At 73.7% G+C, this 6,212-nt stretch carries 6 protein-coding genes; 4 read left to right on the forward strand and 2 right to left on the reverse strand.

What is annotated here, in order from left to right:
* Positions 1 to 207: hypothetical protein (locus ABZ646_RS37860; RefSeq protein WP_360529628.1), on the forward strand; the 207-nt coding region annotated here is incomplete at its 5' end.
* 538 nt (positions 208 to 745) lie between these two features.
* Positions 746 to 1,573 (forward strand): serine protease, encoded by an 828-nt coding sequence (locus tag ABZ646_RS37865; RefSeq protein ID WP_360529613.1) that lies wholly within the window; start codon positions 746 to 748, stop codon positions 1,571 to 1,573.
* A gap of 20 nt (positions 1,574 to 1,593) precedes the next feature.
* Here the strand turns inward: ABZ646_RS37865 and ABZ646_RS37870 are convergent, their stop codons facing one another.
* A complete protein-coding gene (locus ABZ646_RS37870) occupies positions 1,594 to 3,210 on the reverse strand; it encodes a D-aminoacylase (protein WP_360529616.1) in 1,617 nt (538 codons plus the stop codon).
* 8 nt (positions 3,211 to 3,218) lie between these two features.
* Positions 3,219 to 4,496 (reverse strand): amino acid deaminase, encoded by a 1,278-nt coding sequence (locus ABZ646_RS37875; RefSeq protein ID WP_360529619.1) that lies wholly within the window; start codon positions 4,494 to 4,496, stop codon positions 3,219 to 3,221.
* Positions 4,497 to 4,632: 136 nt separating this feature from the next.
* Here ABZ646_RS37875 and ABZ646_RS37880 point away from each other — a divergent pair, with 136 nt between their 5' ends.
* The gene (locus tag ABZ646_RS37880; protein ID WP_360529622.1) at positions 4,633 to 5,856 is read left to right on the forward strand and encodes a sugar kinase; all 1,224 of its coding nucleotides are present in this window, start codon (positions 4,633 to 4,635) and stop codon (positions 5,854 to 5,856) included.
* The coding region (locus ABZ646_RS37885) for a helix-turn-helix domain-containing protein (protein ID WP_360529625.1) at positions 5,853 to 6,212 on the forward strand (360 nt) is incomplete at its 3' end. The genes ABZ646_RS37880 and ABZ646_RS37885, both read left to right, overlap by 4 nt.

A 6,212-nucleotide genomic window follows, 5' to 3' on the forward strand; every position in this document is an offset into this window, starting at 1 on the left:
GCCGTCGTAGCGGACCCACTCGCCCTCGGGGGCCAGCCCCTGGCCGTCGACGAACTCGCCGCTCTTCTCCAGCCGGGCCGCGAAGTCGTGCAGGCCGGGCGGAGCGGCGCCGGGCGGCGGCCCGTCGGCGTCCGGGGAACAGGGCGGTGGCCGTCGGGGCGATCGGTGCCGCGTCCGTGGCAGCGCTGCTCGCGGGTGTCGCCCTGACCTCGTCGTCCGACGGTGCGCAGGGCGAACAGGACCGTACGGAGCGCGCGCCGGCGTCGTCGTCCGCCCCGGCGCAGGGGGCGGGTCCCGGGGGCACGTCCGCCGCGCCGTCGCCGGATGCGGCCACGCCCGCCGGGGCGACGCCGTCGGCCGGAGCCACCACGCCGGCGGCGAAAGCGCCCACGGCCACGGCGCCCCCGGCCACGGTCTCCGCGCCGGGCGCCACCATCGCTCCTGCCGCGAGTCCCACGCCCGCGCCGACCGCCACCGGCGCGACGCCGGCCGCGTCCTCCCCCTACGGCGGGCACGGGTGGGGTCGCGGGAGGGGTGGCGGCCGGTCCCACTAGGGGGTCCCACCAGCGGCCGTCCGGCGGTGTGAACAGCGCTTGCCCGGTCCGTTGTCACGGGCGGAAATCCGCCATGGCCGTTCCGGAAACGACTCCTTGTCCCCGCGTGCGCCTGCGTTGAGAATGCGCATGACAAAAAAGCGGGTGGCCGGAAGATCTCCGGTCACCTCGTCGTCCAGAGGGGACCCCACATGAACAAGCCTCTCGTCGCCGCGCTCGCCTCCCTGGCCATCACCGGGATCGGCACGGCACCCGCGGTCGCCGTCCCCCGGCAGGCCGCGGCGGTGACCGTCAACTTCGCCGGCACCGTCTCGCTCAGCAACTGCTCCGGCTCCGTCATCCGCTTCCCGAACTCCGCGGACAGCGACCCGGCCCTGGTCCTCACCAACGGCCACTGCCTGGAGACCGGCTTCCCCGACCCCGGCGAGGTCATCACCGGCCAGTCCTCCAGCCGTACCTTCGGCCTGCTCAACTCCTCCGGCACGAAGGTGGCCACGCTCCGCGCCAACCAGGTCGTCTACTCGACGATGACCGACACGGACGTCACGATCTACCGCACCACCACGACGTACGCGGCGATCAAGAGTTCCTACGGCATCAGCCCGCTGACCGTCAGCAGCACCCACCCCGTCGCCGGCACCGCCATCAAGGTCGTCTCCGGATACTGGAAGACGATCTACAGCTGCGCCATCGACGGGTTCGTGTACCGGCTGAAGGAGGGCGACTGGACCTGGAAGGACTCGGTCCGCTACACCTCCGCGTGCAACACGATCGGGGGGACCTCGGGATCGCCGGTGATCGACACCAGCACGGGGCAGGTCGTCGCCGTCAACAACACCGGCAACGAGGACGGGGAGCGGTGCACCGTCGACAACCCGTGCGAGGTGGACGCGAACGGGACGGTGACGGTCCGGCAGGGGATCAACTACGCCGAGGAGACGTACAACATTCCGGCGTGCTTCACGACGGGGAACGTGCTGAACCTGAGCGCGAGCGGGTGCACGCTGCCCAAGCCGTAGGGGTTGTCTTTCCCGCGCCCCTAGGCCGGTCGGGGTGCGCGTCGGATCGAGCGTCCCGCCAGTTCGTCCGTTCTCCGGCCGTCCTCGATCACGAAGCGGCCGTTGACCAGGACGTGCGGGATGCCCGTCGGAAGGCGGCGGGGGTTCTCGAACGTCGCGCCCGCCGCCACCGTCTCCGGGTCGAAGAGGACGACGTCGGCCCGGTAGCCCTCGCGGATCAGGCCGCGGTCCGGCAGGCGCAGCCGGGCCGCGGGGCGGGACGTGAGGTGGGCGACGCATTCCTCCAGGGAGAGGACGCCCAACTCCCGTACGTAGTGGCCGAGGTAGTGCGGGAACGTGCCGTACGCCCGGGGGTGGGGCTTGGCGCCCTGGAGGATGCCGTCCGAGCCGCCGGTGTGGACGGGGTGGCGCATGATCGTGCGGACGTTCTCCTCGTGGCCGACGTGCTGGAGGACGGAAGGGGCGAGCCGGTCCGCCAGGAGCAGGTGGCGGGCCGTCGCCCAGGGGGTCTCGCCGCGTCGCCGCGCCGACTCCCCGACCGTGCGGCCGACGAACTCCGACAGCGCGGGGTCCACGACGCCCGAGATCTCGATCGTGTCCCACTCGACGGGTACGCCGTGGCAGCCGTCGGAGCCGACGGCCTCCAGGTGGTGGCGGACGCGTTCGGACGCGTCGTCGTCCGCCAGCCGGGCCAGGGCCGCCGCCGGGCCGCCCTCGTTCGCCCAGCTCGGCAGCAACGCCGCGAGGGTCGTGCTGCCGGGGGTGTACGGGTAGGTGTCCAGCGTGATGTCGGCGCCCGCGGCGAGGGCCTCGTCGAGGAGGGACAGCAGCTGCGGTGCCCGGCCCTCGTTCACACCGAAGTTCATGGTGGCGTGGGCCAGATGCAGCGGGCAGCCCGCCTCCCCGGCCAGGGCCACCATCTCCGCGTAGGCGTCGAGGGCGCCCGCGCCGTACGAGCGGTGGTGCGGGCAGTAGTAGCCGCCGTACTCCGCCACCACCCGGCACAGCGCGGTCAGCTCGGAGTCCGGGGCGTACATGCCCGGGGTGTAGGTGAGCCCGGAGGACAGGCCCACCGCGCCCTGTTCCAGGCCCTCGGCGACCAGCCGGCGCATCCGGTCCAGTTCGGCGGGGGTCGCCTCGCGGTCCTCCCAGCCGACGACGAGCGCGCGGACCGTGCCCTGCGGGACCAGGTACGCCGCGTTCACGGCGATCCCCCGGTCGAGACGGTCCAGGTACTCGCCCACGGACCGCCAGTCGAAGTCGATGTCGTCGCCGTGGCCGTTCCAGCCGGCGATCGCCAGGCGGACCTCCGCCAGGGTGCGGTCGTCGACCGGGGCGTACGACAGCCCGTCCTGGCCGAGCACCTCCAGGGTCACCCCCTGCGCGGCCTTGGCACTGTGGTCGGGGTCGCGCAGCAGGGCCAGGTCGCTGTGCGCGTGCATGTCGACGAAGCCGGGGGACAGCACCAGGCCCTCCGCGTCCAGCTCGCGCATCGCGCGGGGACGCTGGCAGCCGGCCGCCGCGGCCTCCTTGACGATCGACACGATCCTGCCGTCGTCGACGACCACGTCCGCGCGGTAGGAGGGCTCGCCGCTGCCGTCGACGACGTCCGCGTCCCGGATGACCAGATCCTCCACGGCTCCTCCTAGAAGAACGTACGGATGTAGTCGACGACCGTCCCGTCCGCCTCGGCGACCGGGATCAGCTGCCACTTGTCGAACGAGGTGCAGGGGTGGGACAGGCCGAGCCCGATCCAGTCCCCGACCTCCAGGTCAGCCTCCGGGGTGGTCTCCAGCCAGGTGTGCTGGTCGGACAGCCCGGTCACCGTGATGCCCGTCGCCGGGCGCTGGGCACCGCCCCGGCGGACCACCCGGGCGGACGGGAGGTGGAGGTCGTAGGCGGCGTCCCGCTTGCCCGCGTTGGCGAAGGCCTGCCCGGGGGAGGGGCGGGAGACGACCTGCGCCCAGAGCCGGAAGGCCGGCTCCAGCGCGCCCTCCTCGGGGACGCGGTTGAAGGGGGTGAGCTCGCGGTAGTGGCCGTCGTCGTGCGAGACGTACGCGCCCGAACGGAGCAACTTCAGCACGGGTAGGGAGAGTTCGGGGATCTCCGCGAAGACCTCCGCCACCACGTCGAACCAGGCGCTGCCGCCCGCGCTGACCACGATCTCCGAGAGTCCCGCGAACCGTCCCGCCTCGTCGAAGCCGGCGGCGAGCGCGACCAGGCGGCGCAGGTAGGCGCGCACCCGGTCCGGGTCCGCCCGCGGGACCTCGCCCTCGTACCCGGCCACCCCCACCAGCCGCAGCGTGCCGGTCGCGGCCACCGCGTCGGCGACCGCCGCGCACTCCTCCTCCGTGCGCACGCCGGTACGGGCCCCCTCCCCGGCGGCCAGTTCGACCACGACGTCCACGGGACGCCCGGTCCCGCGCAGCGCCGCGTCCATCAGCTCGACCCCGCGCACGGAGTCGACGTAGCAGACGAAGCGGAAGTCCTCGTCCCGGGCCAGCTCCGCGGCGATCCAGCGGAGCGCCGGGGCGTCGACGAGTTCGTTGGCGAGGAAGACCCGGCGGGTGCCGAAGGCCCGCGCCACCCGCACCTGGTGCGGCACGGCGAGGGTGATGCCCCACGCCCCGCGCTCGACCTGGCGGTGGAACAGCTGGGGTGCCATGGAGGTCTTGCCGTGCGGCGCGAAGGCGAGGCCGTGCCGTTCCGCGTACGACTCCATCAGCGCCAGATTGTGCTCCAGGTGCTCGGCGGACAGGGCCAGTACCGGAGTCGGGAAGCCGTCGGAGAAGAGGTTGCGGCGCTGGGCGGCCAGCTCGCCGACGGTGTGGCCCTCGGCGTCCGGGGGGAGGCCCTTGAAGCGGTGGTCGACGCGTTCCTCCGCGAGCCGGGCGAGTGCTTCGGTGCCGGTGTCGAGGGACACGGAGCCTCCCTGATCAGATCGGTTGCATGCTCTGCAACGGCCATTGCGTATATCGCTCGTCGCTGTCTAACATCCACGCCGACGCCGGGTCAATGGAGCCCGCGGCGACCCGAGACGACGAGGAGCCCCCACCATCGTGAAGGCCACCGACGCCGTTGACGTGGTGGATGTCGTCGCGCTCGGCGAGTCCATGGTCACCTTCCTGCCCGGCGGGCCGGGGCGGCTCGCGGACATACCCTCCTTCGACCGCGCCATCGGCGGCGCCGAGTCCAACGTGGCCTGCGCGCTGGCCGCCGCCGGCCACACCGTGCGGTGGGTCAGCCGGGTCGGCGCGGACGGGTTCGGCGACCATCTCGTGGCGACGGTCGCGTCGCACGGCGTCGACGTCTCCCGCGTGGGCCGTGACCCGGTGCGCCCGACGGGGGTGTACTTCCGCACGGCGGGGGACCGGGCCACGGACGCGCACGAGGTGGCCTACTACCGGGCGGGGTCGGCGGCGTCCGCGATGTCGGTGGAGACGGTGGACCCGGCCGCGGTGCGTGCGGGGCGGGTCCTGCACCTGTCGGGGATCACGGCCGCGCTCTCGGAGGGCTGCCTGGGGCTGCTGCGCGAACTGACGGCCCCCGCCGAGGGGCGCCCGCTCGTGTCGTTCGACGTCAACCACCGGCCGGCCCTGTGGGCCGGTTCCGACGGCGCGGAGGTGCTCCTGGAACTGGCGCGCCGGGCCGACATCGTCTTCGTCGGCGAGGACGAGGCGGAGCGGGCGTGGGGGGTGGGCGGCGGGCCGGAGGCCATTCGTGAGCTGCTGCCGGAGCCGGGGGTGCTGGTGGTGAAGGACGGGGCGAACGGGGCGACGGCTTTCGTGTCGCGTGCGGCCCGGTGGGGGCTGATCGCGCCCACGCGGCGGCAGCCGCTCATCGAACACAGCCCCGCGCCCCTGACGGGACGCCCCGCCGCGGACTCACTCAGCTGCGGGCAGTCGTGCCGCATGAGCGGCACGGGTGGGCGCAGCGGCACCCTGCAGGCGCGGGTGAGCGAGACACCGCCCCCGGCCCCCACCCCCGGCACCTTCGAACCCGCCCCCACCGTCGACGTCGTGGCCGCCGTCGGCGCAGGGGACGCCTTCGCCGCCGGCTTCCTCTCCGGCACCCTGCGCGGACTGCCCGTACGGCAGACCCTCCGGCTCGGTCACCTCTTCGCGGCCGCCACCCTCACCAGCCCCGCCGACCTCGCCCCGCCCCCCGACCGCGACACCACCGACCGGCTGACCGCACTCGACGCACCCGCGTGGGAGAGACTTCGACTCGGCCCCGGCTGGACGCGAGCCGCAGCGGCCGAAGAGGAGGGACGCACCCCATGAGCCAGACCGTCGACAGAGCGCTCAGCATCCTGCCCCTGCTGGCGGAGGGCCCCGCCGACCTCGGCCGGGTCGCCGACCGCCTCGGCGTGCACAAGTCGACCGCGCTGCGGCTGCTGCGCACCCTCCACGAACACGGCCTGGTCTACCGCCAGTCCGACCAGCGCTACCGCCTCGGCGCCCGCCTCTTCGCGCTCGCCCAGGAGGCCATGGAGAACCTCGACGTCCGCGAGATCGCCCACCCCCACCTGGCCCGCCTCAACGAGGCCTGCGGACACACCGTGCACCTCGCCGTGCTGGAAGCTCGCGGCCGGCTTCGGGATTGGGCTGGCCACCGTCTACCGGTACATCGTCGAGGC

This window comes from Streptomyces sp. NPDC007162 (assembly GCF_040634175.1).
GTDB lineage: Bacteria > Actinomycetota > Actinomycetes > Streptomycetales > Streptomycetaceae > Streptomyces.

What these genes read in the sequence shown, in the direction of transcription:
- ABZ646_RS37865 (WP_360529613.1), top strand. Translation starts at nt 746, where the DNA reads ATGAACAAGCCTCTCGTCGCCGCGCTCGCCTCCCTGGCCATCACCGGG.